Genomic DNA, 14,271 nt, shown 5'->3' on the forward strand with positions numbered 1-14,271 from the left:
TAGGACTATTAGAATATAGGAGAACAAAATGGCGAAAAAACCAACAAAAAAATTAGACGAAATTGGCAAAAAATTTGGTGCTGATCGTGAAAAAGCCTTGAACGATGCCCTTAAATTGATTGAAAAAGACTTTGGTAAGGGATCAATCATGCGCTTGGGTGAACGTGCAGAGCAAAAAGTCCAAGTGATGAGTTCAGGATCTTTGGCTCTGGATATTGCTCTTGGATCAGGTGGTTATCCAAAGGGACGTATCATTGAAATCTACGGACCAGAGTCATCAGGTAAGACAACAGTAGCCCTTCATGCGGTAGCGCAAGCCCAAAAAGAAGGCGGAATTGCTGCCTTTATCGATGCAGAGCACGCTCTTGATCCAGCCTATGCAGCAGCGCTTGGAGTTAATATCGATGAATTGCTCTTGTCACAACCAGACTCAGGGGAGCAAGGTCTTGAAATTGCTGGGAAATTGATTGACTCAGGTGCAGTTGACCTTGTCGTTATCGACTCAGTTGCAGCTCTTGTGCCTCGTGCGGAAATCGATGGTGATATCGGAGATAGCCACGTTGGTCTTCAAGCTCGTATGATGAGCCAGGCTATGCGTAAACTCGGGGCTTCTATTAACAAGACAAAGACAATTGCTATCTTCATCAACCAATTGCGTGAAAAAGTAGGGGTTATGTTTGGTAATCCAGAAACAACTCCTGGTGGACGTGCTCTTAAATTTTACGCTTCTGTCCGTTTGGATGTTCGTGGAAGCACACAAATCAAGGGAACTGGTGACCAAAAAGATACGAGCGTAGGTAAGGAAACCAAGATTAAGGTTGTTAAAAACAAGGTGGCTCCACCATTTAAAGAAGCCTTTGTTGAAATCATGTATGGTGAAGGGATTTCAAGAACTGGTGAGCTTTTGAAGATTGCAAGTGATCTTGACATCATCAAGAAAGCAGGAGCATGGTACTCTTATAAAGACGAAAAGATCGGTCAAGGTTCTGAAAATGCTAAGAAATACTTGGCAGATCATCCAGAAATCTTTGACGAGATTGACCACCAAGTTCGTGTCAAGTTTGGCTTGATTGAAGATGATGCAGTAGCCGATGAAAAAGTTGCACCTGCGGAATCAGAAGTAGCTAATCAAGAAGTGACTCTTGACCTTGGCGATGATCTTGAAATCGAAATTGAAGATTAAAAAGTAAAAGTGGTGGAGGGATCCCCACTTTTTCTGTTATCGTGGACTAATACTCAATGAAAATCAAAGAGCAAACTAGGAAGCGATCCGCAGGCTGTACTTGAGTACGACAAGGCGAAGCTGACGTGGTTTGAATTTGATTTTCGAAGAGTATAAAGAACTGAAACAATGAGAGTATATAGTTTTCTAAAACTAGCATCTTCTGATAAAAAGTAGAAAGACTATTGAAAAAGATTTGATTTGATGATAAATTAAAAGAAAAATTAGTATAAGGAGATTTTTATGGAAAAACGTTTAGTTCGTAATGTTCAAGATAAAAAAATTGCTGGTGTTTGTGCAGGTCTTGCTGACTACTTAGATATGGACCAAACATTGGTTCGTGCTATTTGGATTCTCTTCACATTACTAGGTGGATCAGGAATTCTTGCTTACTTCATTCTTTGGCTCATCATGCCAGAAGCTGGAACAGAAGCGTAAACTTAGTGCATCTTTATGATGTGCTGGGGAAAGTTTTGTCAAATTTTCTTCTTAATTTATTCTGAAATAACAAAAAATCACCTACGACAGGTGATTGTATATTGGTTACAGAGAAAATTATAAATCTTTAATGGAGACTCAAGGTTGCCATCCAGACTAGTGTTCACTAAAGCGACGGTACTCGATGTGGAAGTCAAAGTAATTTTCTTCTTGTAATTTTTGGAAGATATCACGGTAGGCTTCTTCATCAAAGTGGTCGCCACGATATAGAATCTCAAAACTAAGACCTTCGTACTCCAAAAAAGCATTGGCTGTTTTGAAGCCGTTTTGTTTATAGAATTCCATGCGAGCTTTTCGCTGTTCGAGGTTATCGCATTCCTCATCCAAACGTTCAACTTCAAGAATCATGGTACGCTGGTAAAAATCAATCAGTTTTTCAATAATTTCTCTCCCGTAGCCATGACTGCGGAGATGGGGCATAATAGCAAAAAAGCTGATGTAGAATGCTTTTTGATTGGCAATAGCAAAAGCGAAGCCAACAAATTCTTCCTCGTTATAAAAAGCGAAAAAGTGAGCGTCATCCCTATCTTGGTAACGTAAAAATTCATCCAAAGGTACCCTTTCTTCTTCAGGAAAAGCTTCCTTGTTTAATTGGTCAACTTTTTCAAGATCTGGGAATACATCTGTAATTAATTGGCTGGTTAAGGTCATACCTAACCTCCTTTTCTGTTATGATTATACCAGATTGTCTGTATATAGGCAACGCTTTCTTATCCAAACTCTCTTGTTCCCCTACTAGAAAGCTGATATAATAAGCCTTATGAATAAAAAATCAACGGTGGACTTGATTTATGGTCCCATCCTTCCCGCGCTACTTAGTTTCGCATTCCCGATTTTACTGTCCAATATTTTTCAGCAACTTTATAATACGGCTGATATTTTGATTGTTGGACGTTTTCTAGGGCCAGACTCTTTGGCGGCTGTTGGGGCAACAACGGCTATCTTTGACTTGATTATCGGTTTTGCTCTCGGAGTTGGCAATGGAATGGGAGTGGTGATTGCCCGCTATTATGGAGCCCGTAACTTTTCGAAGATTAAAGAAGCTGTCGCAGCCACTTGGATCTTAGGAGCCCTTTTAAGTGTGATTGTTATGGCGATAGGCTTTGTCGGCCTCTATCCACTTCTCCAATATCTGGAAACTCCTACAGAGATTCTCCCCCAGTCTTATGAATACATCTCAATGATTGTCAGTTGTGTGGGAGTTAGCTTTGCTTATAATCTCTTTGCAGGATTACTACGCTCGATTGGTGATAGCCTTGCGGCGCTTGCCTTTCTTGTCTTTTCAGCCATTGTTAACGTCATTCTAGATTTATATTTTATTACACAATTGAAGTTAGGTGTTCAATCTGCTGGTCTTGCAACCATCATCTCGCAAGGTTTGTCCGCTATTCTCTGTTATTTCTATATTCGCAAGAGTGTTCCGGAGCTTCTTCCAAGCTTGAAGCACTTCAAATGGAACAAGGCTCTCTATGTTGAACTCTTGGAGCAGGGGCTAGCTATGGGCTTGATGGGTTCAATCGTCTCTGTCGGAAGTGTTATTTTGCAATCCTCAGTCAATAGTTTTGGAGCAGTCATTATCAGTGCTCAGACGGCAGCACGCCGAATCATGGCCTTTGCCTTATTGCCAATGACGGCTATTTCAGCCTCTATGACCACATTTATCTCTCAAAACTTTGGGGCAAAACGTCCAGAACGTATTGTTCACGGTCTTCGACTAGGGAGTTATATCAGTATGGCTTGGGCGAGCTTTGCCTGTATTTTCCTATTTTTTGCAAGTCCTACTCTAGTTTCTTTCCTGGCAAGTTCGACAGACGGCTACTTGATTGAAAATGGGACTTTATACCTACGCATCAGTTCTGTATTCTATCCATTTTTGAGTCTTTTATTGATCTATAGAAATAGCTTACAAGGGCTAGGTCAAAAGTTCCTACCTCTCGTATCTAGCTTTATCGAGTTATTTGGGAAAATCGTGTTTGTGGCTTGGATTATTCCTTGGACAGGCTATACAGGTGTGATTCTATGTGAGCCCCTTCTCTGGCTAGTTATGACTGCTCAACTTTACTTCTCACTTTCCAAACATCCATGGATCAAAGAAGGCAAGAAAATCTTGGTTGCTGGTGGGAAATCCTAGCTTGATTTACAAAAGAAAAATCCATTTCCTCTAGTGAAAATCAGGTAGACTTGTGTTATAATAAGAAAGATTAAAATGTGAAAAAAGGAGATTCCTAATGGGACGTAAATGGGCCAATATCGTAGCTAAGAAAACAGCTAAAGATGGAGCTAACTCTAAAGTATATGCAAAGTTTGGTGTAGAAATCTATGTAGCAGCTAAAAAAGGTGAACCAGATCCAGAACTAAACACTGCTTTGAAATTCGTTATCGATCGTGCCAAACAAGCGCAAGTGCCAAAACACGTTATTGATAAGGCTATCGATAAAGCAAAAGGAAACACAGACGAAACCTTTACAGAAGGTCGTTACGAAGGTTTCGGACCAAATGGTTCTATGTTGATCGTTGATACTTTGACTTCAAACGTTAACCGTACAGCTGCCAACGTGCGTGCTGCCTTTGGTAAAAACGGCGGAAATATGGGAGCTTCAGGTTCTGTATCTTATCTCTTTGACAACAAGGGTGTTATCGTATTTGCAGGTGACGATGCTGATGCTATTTTTGAACTCTTGCTTGAAGCAGATGTTGATGTAGATGATGTAGAAGCAGAAGAAGGAACAATCACTGTCTACACTGCACCAACTGACCTTCACAAGGCTATCGTTGCCTTGCGTGGGTCTGGTATTGAAGAATTCCAAGTAACTGAATTGGAAATGATTCCTCAATCAGAAGTTGAGTTGTTAGGTGAAGATTTGGAAACATTTGAAAAACTCTACGGAGTCCTTGAAGACGACGAAGACGTACAAAAAATCTACACAAACGTAGACGGATTCTAAGAATAAAAATAACCCCTTTGAAAATTCAATATTTTCAAGGGGTTTGTTTATCTTGTGATGACAAAAGGGGCAAGAAAGAGACAAAAATCTCTTTTGCCCAAAACGTTATTAGTTATCTATAATCGTCTATAATCCAATGGATTGTGGAAATATCGTGGTGCTGGGATTTAGAAATCGAGACTTGGTCTACCGATTGCTATTCCCAGAACCTTTTTAGTTATGTTAAATTTTTACTCCAGAATCAGATTGTTCTTTGCGGTCCAGTCCGATGGCGAATTTACGGATCAGAAGAAACTGGCCATTTTCTTGTTTTACGAAGGTGAGCACAACTGTCTTAGGATCTGAACTGATGGAGAGATAGGTGATTCTTTTTATTTCATAGTCTCCCATAATTGAATCTGTTTCTGAATCTGGGATTCCGTGTTTCCTGATAATATCTTTGTAGTTGCTGCCTCCCTTCCCGCTATCAGAAGTGTCCCCTTCTACCAAGGCATCGAACTGTTCCTGACTCCAAGTGAAGAATTCGGTATCATCTTCGTCATCTTCCTCAGCTGTACTACTATCAGGAAGTTCATCATACTCCCCAGCATTAGTTGAAAAAGTGATGTTTCTATAGGGGTGACTAAAGGTTCTGGCAAGGTCAGTAAAGATATTAGTAGATAGAACTTGAGTTATCAAAACAATGACAATGGAAATAACACCTAAGGTTGTTCCAATAATGGCCAATGTTTTACGGTTTCTGAGATTGAGGACAATGCCAAAAATTCCTAAAATCAAAGAGGCAATGGCAAGGAAAAATGATAGGATGTTTACAATAGGTATCCAAGAACCAAGAAGTGCCAGGGTTCCAAAGATGATGGCAAGGATTCCTAAGATTTTCTGTTCTTTTTGCTTCATTTGTGAATTACTCATTTCTAGTAAACTGGATTTGTGTTCGTGTGAGATAGTGTTTATTATAGATAAAATAAGAGCTGATGTCAATTTATACCGAGATAGTTCTCATAGAAACTTTTTTCTTGACATCTTTTCTGAAAATGATAAAATAGTTCTCATGGAAACTTAATTGTTCTCAAGAGAACTATTTTTATTTGGGAGGAAGCAGATATGGATAAACCGATGTTGGTTTTAAAACGTTTTAGTCATCAGGTTCACCTCATGGTGCAAAAGGAAGCCAAGCGTTGTGGTATTGAATTTATGGGGGGACCTCAAGGACAAGTTCTGCGTTTTTTAGGTTGGCGTGAGCATGAACAAGAATTAACTCTCATCAAGGATATTGAACAAGAACTTAATATTACCAAGTCTGTTGCAAGTAATTTGGTCAAGCGTATGGTACAAAATGGTTTGGTGGAGTTGGAGACGAGTCCAAGTGATAAACGGGCGAAATTTGTTCACTTGACCGAAAAATCACGCTCTCAAATGAAGCAAGTTAAGTCTTTTTTTGATCGAATTGACCGTAGTTTACTTGATGGCATTTCCGAAGAGAATCTCGCTATTTTTGAAGAAGTCATGGGCCAACTACAAGCAAATATAGAAAAAATAGGAGGAGCAGATGAAGAAACTCGCTAAGCGTATCACAGGAAAAGAGTGGGGCATGATTCTAATAACTGTTCTCTTTACCTGTTGCTCGGTCTATCTAGAGTTAGAAGTACCGACTTACGTTTCAAAAATAACAGAATTACTCGGAACGCCAGGTACGGAGTTGGGAGACCTTTGGTCGCCAGCAACTAAGATGATAGGTTTGTCATTCTTAGCCTTCCTATCATCTGTAACAGTTGGATTTTTTGCTGCTCGAGTTGCAGCATCCTATACGGCTCAACTACGAAGCGATATTTTTAATCGTGTTTTGGATTACTCCCAGACAGAAATTAAACGTTTCTCTATTCCTAGTCTTTTGACTCGGACGACTAATGATATCACGCAGATTCAGATGCTCTTTACCATGGGACTCCAAGTGGTCACTCGTGGTCCTATCATGGCTATTTGGGCCATTGGTAAAATCCTTGGCAAGTCTGAATACTGGATTTGGGCAGTAGTGGTGGCAGTCATTGTCAATGTTCTGATGACAACTGTCTTGATGACTTTGGCCTTTCCTAAACAATCTGTCATTCAAAAATTGACAGATAAACTGAACAGTATTACTCGTGAAAGCTTGACAGGGATTCGGGTTGTTCGTGCTTACAATGCTGAGGATTACCAAGATAAGAAATTTGAAGAAGCCAATGATGAAGTCACACGACTCAATCTCTTTGTCAGTCGCTTAATGGCCATTATGAATCCTATTATGATGGCGATTTCTAGTGGCTTGGTCCTTGCCATTTACTGGATTGGTGCTTATCTTATCAACGACGCTAGTTTGACAGAGCGTCTACCCCTCTTTAGCGATATGGTGGTCTTCATGTCCTATGCTATGCAAGTGGTAATGGGCTTCTTACTCATGGGTGCTCTCTTTATCGTCTTGCCTCGTACCTTGGTTTCTGCAGGTCGTATCAATCAAGTCTTGGACCTTCATTCTACTATTGAAAATCCTAGTCACCCACAGACAGCAAACTCTTCTGTAAAAGGTCAAGTGGAATACCGCGACGTAACCTTCCGCTACTCTAAAAACTCAGAAGCAGTTGTGGAACATGTCAGCTTCAAGGCAGAAGCAGGGCAAACCCTTGCCTTTATCGGCTCAACCGGTTCTGGTAAATCTACTCTAGTTAACCTCTTGCCCCGTTTTTATGATGTATCAGAGGGAGAAATTCTAGTAGACGGCGTCAATGTTCAGAATTATGACTTAGAAGATTTGCGTAATAAAGTTGGCTATATCCCACAAAAAGCTGTGCTCTTTTCTGGAGATGTTAAGGGCAATCTCGACTTTGGTAAGAGTCAAGAAACACCACTAAGTGAAACGGCCATGTGGCAAGCTTTGGAATTGGCTCAATCTAAAAACTTTATAGAGGATAAGGAAGCCGGTCTTGACTCAGAAGTAGCTCAAGGCGGGACCAACTTCTCAGGTGGACAGAGACAACGTCTGGCCATTGCACGCGCCTTGGCTCGTAAACCAGAGATTCTCATTTTTGATGATTCATTCTCAGCCTTGGACTACAAGACAGATCGTATCTTGCGTCAAGTATTAGCTGAAAAAACACAATCCATGACTAAGTTAATCGTTGCTCAACGCATTTCAACCATTATGGATGCAGACCTGATCTTAGTCTTGGATCAAGGTAAAGTCGTGGGACAAGGCACCCACAAGGAACTTCTTGCAAGCAATGAAGTTTACCAAGAAATTGCCTATTCACAACTATCGAAGGAGGAATTGGAACATGGAAAATAAGAAAATGTCCTTATGGAAACAGTGTAAACCTTTTCTAGCAGGTCTCCAACTTCCCCTACTAATCGCAGTTGTGGCGGCTATATGTTCAAGTATTATCACGGTTTATGGACCAACTAAGATCAAAGAAATTACCAATTTGATTTCAGATGGGTTAATGACAGAGATTGACCTAGAGGCTGTCTCAAGTATTGCTAGCTTTTTGGTTATCCTCTATGTGCTTGGGATTATCCTGAACTATACGCAAGCCTACATTTTTTCAACTAGTATCCAACATTTCTCAAAACGTTTGCGGACAGCTATTGCTGAGAAAATCAATCGCTTGCCACTTGCTTATTTTGACCGTCATTCTCAAGGGGACACCCTTTCTCGTGTGACTAATGACGTTGATACAGCAGCTCAGTCTCTTAACCAAAGCCTTGGGACAGTTCTTTCAGCCAGCTTTTTACTGATTGCTGTTTTGATTACCATGTTTGGTATGAACTGGATTTTGGCACTGGTAACCGTTGTTTCAACCCTTGTTGGATTTACGGCGGTTTCCGTAATTATGGCCAAGTCGCAGGGCTACTTTAAAGCTCAACAAAATAACCTAGCAGCTGTAAATGGCTATGTGGAAGAAATGTACTCTGGCCACAATGTGGTGACCAGCTATAATGCTGTGGAACCAACAAAAGATACATTTGCAGGCTTGAATCAGAATCTACATGATAGCATCTGGAAATCTCAGTTTATCTCTGGAATTATGATGCCTGCCATGGTCTTTGTAGGCAACTTTAGTTATGTTCTAGTCATTATCGTCGGTGCTGCCTTGGCTCTTGAAGGGTATATCAGTATCGGGATTATTGTAGCCTTCATGGTTTATGTTCGAACATTCTCGCAACCCTTATCACAGATTGCCCAAGGAATTACCAGCTTACAACAAGCTAGTGCAGCTATGACTCGTGTCTTCGAATTTCTAGGTGAAGAGGAAATGGAAGATGAATCTCATAAGGAAAGACAATTGACCAACATGAAGGGTGAAGTGATCTTTGACAGAGTTTCATTTGGCTACACACCGGAGCGAACGATCATTCATGACTTTTCTGCGACAGCTCATGCAGGTCAAAAAATCGCGATTGTCGGACCAACTGGTGCTGGGAAGACGACCATTGTTAACCTCTTGATGAAATTCTATGAGATTGATAAGGGAAGTATTCGCATTGATGGTGTGGATACCAAGGCTATGAAGCGCTCAGAAGTACACGATGCCTTTTCAATGGTCTTGCAGGATACCTGGCTCTTTGAAGGAACCATTCGAGACAATCTCATCTACAATCAAACAGGTATCAGTGATGTAGAAGTGATTGAAGCTGCCAAAGCAGTCGGAATCCACCACTTCATCACAACCTTACCTGATGGATACGATACCGTCTTGGATGATACAGTGACCTTGTCAGTAGGTCAAAAGCAGCTCTTGACTATCGCTCGTGCCCTGCTCAAGGATGCTCCGCTCTTGATTCTGGACGAAGCAACATCCTCAGTCGATACTCGTACGGAGGAGTTGATTCAAAAGGCTATGGACCGTTTGATGGAGGGACGCACATCCTTTGTCATCGCCCACCGCTTGTCAACGATACGCAATGCTGACTTGATTCTGGTCATGAAAGAAGGAAACATCATCGAGCAAGGCAATCATGAGGAACTCATGGCTCAAGGTGGTTTCTATGCAGACCTCTACAATAGTCAATTTACAGAAGATGAAGCAGAAGAATAGTAATTCAAAAGAAGGCTTGACGGCCTTCTTTTTCTGCACTATACTAGAGTAGGAGATGCTAGCAGACTCGTTCTGTCAGGCTTCTTGTGTAAAATCTAGAAACAACGAGAAAACAGATGAAAAACTATCAAGAGTGGTACGATGAGAGGAAATCAAGTCTTCTTCGACATCCACAATTATTGCAATTGATGCGAGTCTTTAATCGTATGATGACAGTTCTGATGCCCTTAGCTTACTTGACCTTGTTGGGAACAAACTTTGTAAGTAAAGGGGTTGGAAACGACCTTTATGCTTATATCTTAGTGCCAGCTTCTGGCTTTGTTCTATTGACGCTTGTTCGTAAGCGGATCAATCAACCGCGTCCTTATGAGACTTGGGAAATTATTCCGTTACTAGACAAGGATAGCCTTGGGAATTCAATGCCCAGCCGCCATGTCTTTTCAGCAACCATCATTTCCATGGCTTGCTTGCATGCAAATCTGCCTGTGGGATTGCTTTTATTGGTCTTATCAGCTTTTCTCGGTTTTGTGCGAGTCTTGGGTGGTGTTCATTATCCCAAGGATGTTTTAGTTGGCTACGCCTGTGGCTTCCTCTTGGGAATTCTTTTCTTTATTGTGTAAGAAGCAAAGCAAGTGGGCTTGGCCTCGTAACCACTTACGGGTCAAAAGTGACCACTTGCTTTTTTGCCCTTGTAAAGTCTTCTGGCCTTTGGTATAGTAGATGCAGAAAGGAGATAGGATGAAGTTACGAATCGAGATTGATAGTGAATTAACTGAGACAGAGATTGTCATCAAGGCTGCAGCCCTGACAGATGAGATAGCTGACTTGCAACGACTCTTGCAAGAAACCAAGGCTCCTAGGTTGATCTTTTATAAGGGGACGGGTGAGTATTACTTAGACTTGGCAGAAATCCTCTTCTTTGAGACGGAAGGTAGCAAGATTTACGCCCATACCCAGAAAGAAGCCTACGAGGTTCGGCTCAAGCTTTATGAACTAGAGTCCATCCTGCCCCGCTATTTCAGTCGGGTATCCAAGTCGACCATTGCCAATATCCGGCAAGTTTACTCGGTTGATAAGTCCTTTTCAGGAACAGGAACTATTTCCTTTTATCAGACCCACAAGGAGGTTCACGTGTCACGGCACTATCAATCCCTCCTAAAAGAAAATCTAAGAAACATGAGGTAAGAACATGAAAAAGAAAGCATTTGGTATTGTGTTGCTAGTATTGGCAGCTTTAGTGTTATTGCAGGGGAATTTTGGAATCCCTTCTCTGGGAGGGCATATCTGGCCTTTGATTGGTATTGGATTTTTTGCCTATCAATCAATTGAAGCTTTGCTTCGTCGTCATCTGACATCAGCCACTTTTACAGCCCTAGTGGCCCTCATGATTGCTAATCATTTTTATGACATTTTACCGATTCCAAATCAATCATTGTTCTGGGCAAGTATTTTAATCGTAATGGGTGTCAGCGCACTCACTCATTCTAATAGAACTTGGAATGGAAAAAAATGGTGGTATGACGGTGAAAAGACCATTCTGACAGACAAGGAAGTCGCTTTTGGGGCGGGTACATTTTACAAGCAAGACCAAGAATTGGTAGAAGACCAGTTTGAAGTCGGATTTGGGAATGCCAAAATCTATTATGACAATGCAGAGATGTTAGGTGATTTTGCTACTCTGAATATCGAAGTCGGTTTTGGGAATGCAGTTATCTACGTGCCTCAACACTGGAGAGTAGATCTAAAGGTAGAGACTTTTTGTGGAGCAGCCAAGGCAGATGCCCCTGTAGCCCCAACCAGCAAAACTTTGATTATCCGTGGAGATGTAGCTTTTGGGAAACTAGGAGTTGTTTACGTTAAATAAAAAAATCTTCCAATCCCCTTGCCAAAAAAGAGAAAGTGTGATAACATAGTACAGTATGTGGTGCTAGCACATCCGCTATATTAGATCTAATAGGAGGAAAACACAAATGGCTAAAGTATGTTACTTTACAGGTCGTAAGACTGTATCAGGAAACAACCGTTCACACGCGATGAACCAAACAAAACGTGCCGTAAAACCAAACCTTCAAAAAGTTACTGTACTTATCGATGGTAAACCTAAAAAAGTTTGGGCTTCAGCTCGTGCTTTGAAATCAGGTAAAGTAGAACGCGTTTAATAAAGAGTAAAAGGCCATCAGGTCTTTTTCTTTTGCTCTAAGCTCAAAAAGTCTCGTCAAAGGAGCAAATATCCGCCGATACAGTATTCTGCTTTTACACTTGGCTTGAAATATGATAAAATAGAGTATCAACTAGTTGAGGTAGAAAAAATGACTGTAAAAATTAATACAAAAGATGGTCAAATCGAACTAACAGATGAAGTGATTGCTACCGTTGTAGGCGGTGCAGCAACTGAGATTTTTGGTGTGGTCGGTATGGCAAGTAAGAAAGCCCTCAAAGATAATTTCCAAGCCCTCCTTGGGAAGGAAAATTATTCTAAAGGTGTCGTTGTAAAAGCGGCCGAAGATGGTAGCATTGCAGTTGATGTATATACCGTGTTGAGCTACGGAACTAAGATTAGTGAAGTCTCAAAAAACATCCAAGAGCGTGTACGCTTTAGTTTGGAAAACCAACTTGGCATCACGGCTCAAACTGTGAATGTCTATATTCAAAATATCAAAGTTGTAGGAGAATAATCGTGTCAAATATTACTACAAGCTTATTTCAAGAAATGGTACAGGCTGCATCTACTCGTTTGAACAAGCAAGCCGAATATGTTAACTCATTGAACGTCTTCCCAGTTCCAGATGGAGATACAGGAACAAACATGGGAATGACTATCGAAAATGGTGCTAAAGAAGTAGCAGACAAACCAGCTTCAACAGTTGGTGAGGCTGCAAGCATCTTGGCTAAAGGTCTTTTGATGGGTGCGCGTGGGAACTCAGGAGTTATCACTTCTCAGCTTTTCCGCGGATTTTCGCAAGCCATCAAAACCAAAGAAGAGTTAACAGGGAAAGACCTAGCTCTTGCCTTCCAATCTGGTGTTGAAGTAGCCTACAAGGCTGTTATGAAGCCAGTTGAAGGAACAATCTTGACTGTATCACGTGGTGCTGCCATCGGTGCTAAGAAAAAAGCCGAGCAGACAGATGATGCCGTTGAGGTTATGCGTGCAGCTTTGGAAGGAGCTAAAACAGCCCTTGCTAAGACTCCAGACATGCTTCCAGTATTGAAGGAAGTTGGAGTTGTAGACTCAGGTGGTCAAGGTTTGGTCTTCATCTACGAAGGTTTCCTTTCAGCTCTTACTGGTGAATATAGCGCTTCTGAGGACTTTGTCGCTACTCCAGCCAACATGAGTGAAATGATCAATGCTGAACACCACAAGTCTGTAGCTGGACATGTGGCAACAGAAGACATCACCTTTGGTTACTGTACGGAGATCATGGTTGCTCTTAAACAAGGCCCAACTTATGCTAAAGAGTTTGACTACGAAGAATTCCGTAACTACTTGAACGAACTTGGGGACTCATTGCTTGTTGTCAATGACGATGAAATCGTTAAAGTTCACGTCCATACAGAAGATCCAGGTCTTGTTATGCAAGAAGGTCTTAAATATGGTAGCTTGGTCAAGGTTAAAGTCGATAACATGCGTAACCAACACGAAGCACAAGTGGAAAAAGAAGCAGCTCAAGTCAGCAAACCAGCTGAAGAAAAAGAATACGCCCTTATCGCAGTAGTAGCTGGACAAGGATTGGCAGACATCTTCCGTGCTCAAGGTGTGGACTATGTTATCGAGGGTGGACAAACCATGAACCCTTCGACAGAAGACTTTATAAAGGCTGTAGAGCAAGTGAATGCTCGCAACATCATCTTCTTGCCCAACAACAAAAATATCTTCATGGCAGCTCAATCTGCAGCTGAAGTATTAGAACAACCAGCAGTAGTGGTAGAAGCTCGTACCCTTCCTCAAGGATTGACTAGTCTTCTAGCATTTGACCCAAGCAAGTCTATCGGAGAAAATAAAGAACGTATGACTGCAGCACTTGGTGATGTTGTCAGCGGTAGTGTAACAACAGCCGTTCGTGATACGACTATCGATGGTTTGGAAATCCATGAAAATGACAATCTAGGTATGGTTGATGGTAAGATCCTCGTATCAAACCCTGATATGCACCAAACTCTGACTGAAACTTTGAAACATATGTTGGATGAAGACAGTGAAATCGTAACCTTCTATATTGGTGAAGATGGAAGCGAAGAATTGGCTAACCAAATCGCCCAAGAAATTGCAGAAGAATTCGAAGATGTTGAAGTAGAAATCCACCAAGGTCAACAACCAGTGTATCCATATCTTTTCAGTGTGGAATAAGAATGAAATAGAAAACGAAAGAGGTCGGGAAAAGATTCCCGATCTTTTTGGTTTGCAATGAGTTTTGGACCCAGTAGCTGATTGGTGCTAGAAAATCAATCCAATCTAGTATTTTCTGTTCCATCATTTTTAATGACATTTGTCATATCTCCTCATGACAGAAGCTTCTAGTGATTCTACCTTCAAAGAATT

At 41.2% G+C, this 14,271-nt stretch carries 15 protein-coding genes; 13 read left to right on the forward strand and 2 right to left on the reverse strand.

From position 1 onward, the window contains the following. Nucleotides 1–28 precede the first annotated feature (28 nt). Together recA and ADH90_RS10360 are read left to right on the forward strand one after the other, a co-directional pair. Nucleotides 29–1,183 (forward strand): recombinase RecA, encoded by a 1,155-nt coding sequence (recA, locus tag ADH90_RS10355; protein WP_049531203.1) that lies wholly within the window; start codon nt 29–31, stop codon nt 1,181–1,183. Between the two features lie 282 nt (nt 1,184–1,465). Beyond that, nucleotides 1,466–1,660 (forward strand): PspC domain-containing protein, encoded by a 195-nt coding sequence (locus tag ADH90_RS10360; RefSeq protein ID WP_049531204.1) that lies wholly within the window; start codon nt 1,466–1,468, stop codon nt 1,658–1,660. A gap of 156 nt (nt 1,661–1,816) precedes the next feature. On the opposite strand, the gene ADH90_RS10365 is transcribed toward ADH90_RS10360, so the two are convergent. Continuing rightward, nucleotides 1,817–2,371, reverse strand: a complete 555-nt coding sequence (locus ADH90_RS10365) for a GNAT family N-acetyltransferase (protein WP_049531205.1) — start codon at nt 2,369–2,371, stop codon at nt 1,817–1,819. A 109-nt stretch (nt 2,372–2,480) separates the two neighbouring features. Here ADH90_RS10365 and ADH90_RS10370 point away from each other — a divergent pair, with 109 nt between their 5' ends. After that, nucleotides 2,481–3,851 carry an MATE family efflux transporter gene (locus ADH90_RS10370; RefSeq protein ID WP_049531207.1) on the forward strand — a complete coding sequence of 457 codons (1,371 nt, stop codon included), beginning with the start codon at nt 2,481–2,483 and terminating at the stop codon, nt 3,849–3,851. 97 nt (nt 3,852–3,948) lie between these two features. Next, nucleotides 3,949–4,665, forward strand: a complete 717-nt coding sequence (locus ADH90_RS10375) for a YebC/PmpR family DNA-binding transcriptional regulator (protein ID WP_049531208.1) — start codon at nt 3,949–3,951, stop codon at nt 4,663–4,665. Between the two features lie 222 nt (nt 4,666–4,887). Here ADH90_RS10375 and ADH90_RS10380 read toward each other — a convergent pair whose 3' ends face one another. After that, the gene (locus tag ADH90_RS10380; RefSeq protein WP_049531209.1) at nt 4,888–5,562 is read right to left on the reverse strand and encodes a CD20-like domain-containing protein; all 675 of its coding nucleotides are present in this window, start codon (nt 5,560–5,562) and stop codon (nt 4,888–4,890) included. A gap of 207 nt (nt 5,563–5,769) precedes the next feature. Here ADH90_RS10380 and ADH90_RS10385 point away from each other — a divergent pair, with 207 nt between their 5' ends. The 9 genes from ADH90_RS10385 (at nt 5,770) to ADH90_RS10425 (ending at nt 14,079) form a co-directional block, all read left to right on the forward strand. Beyond that, a complete protein-coding gene (locus ADH90_RS10385; RefSeq protein ID WP_049531210.1) occupies nt 5,770–6,231 on the forward strand; it encodes a MarR family winged helix-turn-helix transcriptional regulator in 462 nt (153 codons plus the stop codon). Continuing rightward, a complete protein-coding gene (locus ADH90_RS10390; RefSeq protein WP_049531211.1) occupies nt 6,215–7,984 on the forward strand; it encodes an ABC transporter ATP-binding protein in 1,770 nt (589 codons plus the stop codon). The genes ADH90_RS10385 and ADH90_RS10390 overlap by 17 nt, the downstream gene beginning before the upstream one ends. Next, nucleotides 7,974–9,734, forward strand: coding sequence for an ABC transporter ATP-binding protein (locus ADH90_RS10395; RefSeq protein ID WP_049531212.1), 1,761 nt, complete (start codon nt 7,974–7,976; stop codon nt 9,732–9,734). The genes ADH90_RS10390 and ADH90_RS10395 overlap by 11 nt, the downstream gene beginning before the upstream one ends. Before the next feature lie 116 nt (nt 9,735–9,850). Further along, the gene (locus ADH90_RS10400; protein ID WP_049531213.1) at nt 9,851–10,354 is read left to right on the forward strand and encodes a phosphatase PAP2 family protein; all 504 of its coding nucleotides are present in this window, start codon (nt 9,851–9,853) and stop codon (nt 10,352–10,354) included. A gap of 118 nt (nt 10,355–10,472) precedes the next feature. Beyond that, nucleotides 10,473–10,919 carry a LytTR family DNA-binding domain-containing protein gene (locus tag ADH90_RS10405; protein ID WP_004250544.1) on the forward strand — a complete coding sequence of 149 codons (447 nt, stop codon included), beginning with the start codon at nt 10,473–10,475 and terminating at the stop codon, nt 10,917–10,919. Nucleotides 10,920–10,923: 4 nt separating this feature from the next. Further along, the gene (locus ADH90_RS10410) at nt 10,924–11,598 is read left to right on the forward strand and encodes a LiaF transmembrane domain-containing protein (protein WP_049531216.1); all 675 of its coding nucleotides are present in this window, start codon (nt 10,924–10,926) and stop codon (nt 11,596–11,598) included. 106 nt (nt 11,599–11,704) lie between these two features. Further along, nucleotides 11,705–11,893: a 50S ribosomal protein L28 gene (rpmB, locus tag ADH90_RS10415; protein WP_001140948.1), complete on the forward strand. Its 189-nt coding sequence runs from the start codon at nt 11,705–11,707 to the stop codon at nt 11,891–11,893. 150 nt (nt 11,894–12,043) lie between these two features. Next, a complete protein-coding gene (locus ADH90_RS10420; RefSeq protein ID WP_000216431.1) occupies nt 12,044–12,409 on the forward strand; it encodes an Asp23/Gls24 family envelope stress response protein in 366 nt (121 codons plus the stop codon). Between the two features lie 2 nt (nt 12,410–12,411). Continuing rightward, nucleotides 12,412–14,079, forward strand: a complete 1,668-nt coding sequence (locus ADH90_RS10425) for a DAK2 domain-containing protein (RefSeq protein WP_049531217.1) — start codon at nt 12,412–12,414, stop codon at nt 14,077–14,079. Nucleotides 14,080–14,271: the final 192 nt, after the last annotated feature.

The sequence above is a fragment of the Streptococcus pseudopneumoniae genome (assembly GCF_001073085.1).
Taxonomy (GTDB): domain Bacteria; phylum Bacillota; class Bacilli; order Lactobacillales; family Streptococcaceae; genus Streptococcus; species Streptococcus pseudopneumoniae_M.

Bases quoted from the DNA above. Each gene is read 5' to 3' on its own strand.
- recA (WP_049531203.1), top strand. From the start codon at position 29: ATGGCGAAAAAACCAACAAAAAAATTAGACGAAATTGGCAAAAAATTT.
- ADH90_RS10385 (WP_049531210.1), top strand. From the start codon at position 5,770: ATGGATAAACCGATGTTGGTTTTAAAACGTTTTAGTCATCAGGTTCAC.
- ADH90_RS10400 (WP_049531213.1), top strand. From the start codon at position 9,851: ATGAAAAACTATCAAGAGTGGTACGATGAGAGGAAATCAAGTCTTCTT.
- ADH90_RS10360 (WP_049531204.1), top strand. From the start codon at position 1,466: ATGGAAAAACGTTTAGTTCGTAATGTTCAAGATAAAAAAATTGCTGGT.
- ADH90_RS10405 (WP_004250544.1), top strand. From the start codon at position 10,473: ATGAAGTTACGAATCGAGATTGATAGTGAATTAACTGAGACAGAGATT.
- ADH90_RS10370 (WP_049531207.1), top strand. From the start codon at position 2,481: ATGAATAAAAAATCAACGGTGGACTTGATTTATGGTCCCATCCTTCCC.
- ADH90_RS10380 (WP_049531209.1), bottom strand. From the start codon at position 5,562: ATGAAGCAAAAAGAACAGAAAATCTTAGGAATCCTTGCCATCATCTTT.
- ADH90_RS10375 (WP_049531208.1), top strand. From the start codon at position 3,949: ATGGGACGTAAATGGGCCAATATCGTAGCTAAGAAAACAGCTAAAGAT.
- ADH90_RS10395 (WP_049531212.1), top strand. From the start codon at position 7,974: ATGGAAAATAAGAAAATGTCCTTATGGAAACAGTGTAAACCTTTTCTA.
- ADH90_RS10410 (WP_049531216.1), top strand. From the start codon at position 10,924: ATGAAAAAGAAAGCATTTGGTATTGTGTTGCTAGTATTGGCAGCTTTA.
- ADH90_RS10420 (WP_000216431.1), top strand. From the start codon at position 12,044: ATGACTGTAAAAATTAATACAAAAGATGGTCAAATCGAACTAACAGAT.
- rpmB (WP_001140948.1), top strand. From the start codon at position 11,705: ATGGCTAAAGTATGTTACTTTACAGGTCGTAAGACTGTATCAGGAAAC.
- ADH90_RS10390 (WP_049531211.1), top strand. From the start codon at position 6,215: ATGAAGAAACTCGCTAAGCGTATCACAGGAAAAGAGTGGGGCATGATT.
- ADH90_RS10365 (WP_049531205.1), bottom strand. From the start codon at position 2,371: ATGACCTTAACCAGCCAATTAATTACAGATGTATTCCCAGATCTTGAA.